General features: G+C 37.5%; 1 protein-coding gene. It reads left to right on the top strand.

Annotation, left to right across the window (positions count from 1 at the left end; genetic code table 11):
- On the top strand, nucleotides 1-185 hold a 185-nt coding region (locus ACT3RN_RS16305; RefSeq protein WP_444518902.1), incomplete at its 5' end, for a hypothetical protein.
- Between the last annotated feature and the right edge of the window lie 124 nt (nucleotides 186-309).

Genomic DNA, 309 nt, shown 5'->3' on the forward strand with positions numbered 1-309 from the left:
CGTATCAGCAAGCATTTAATCTAAATGGCAGTTACACAGAATTCGGGATGGTCTCAGGCGATTTAATACAAGATATCAAAAAACAAGCTGATGACAATAACTTTGAATATTCAGAAAATATTCAATCCAAAGTCTTAATATCCGATACTAGAACGATGGGAAGATCGACTTGTTTTATTAGTTAACCCCAGTTCGGGATAAGCCACATTGTAACTCATTGATACTATTTACAATGTTGCTACCTGTCCCTGCTGAGGCATGTTTTTGATGGTGGGCTTATAGGGAAACCAGCAATAAGCAATCAAACCC

It is taken from the genome of Psychrobacter sp. AOP5-GZ1-6 (assembly GCF_052376345.1).
GTDB lineage: Bacteria > Pseudomonadota > Gammaproteobacteria > Pseudomonadales > Moraxellaceae > Psychrobacter.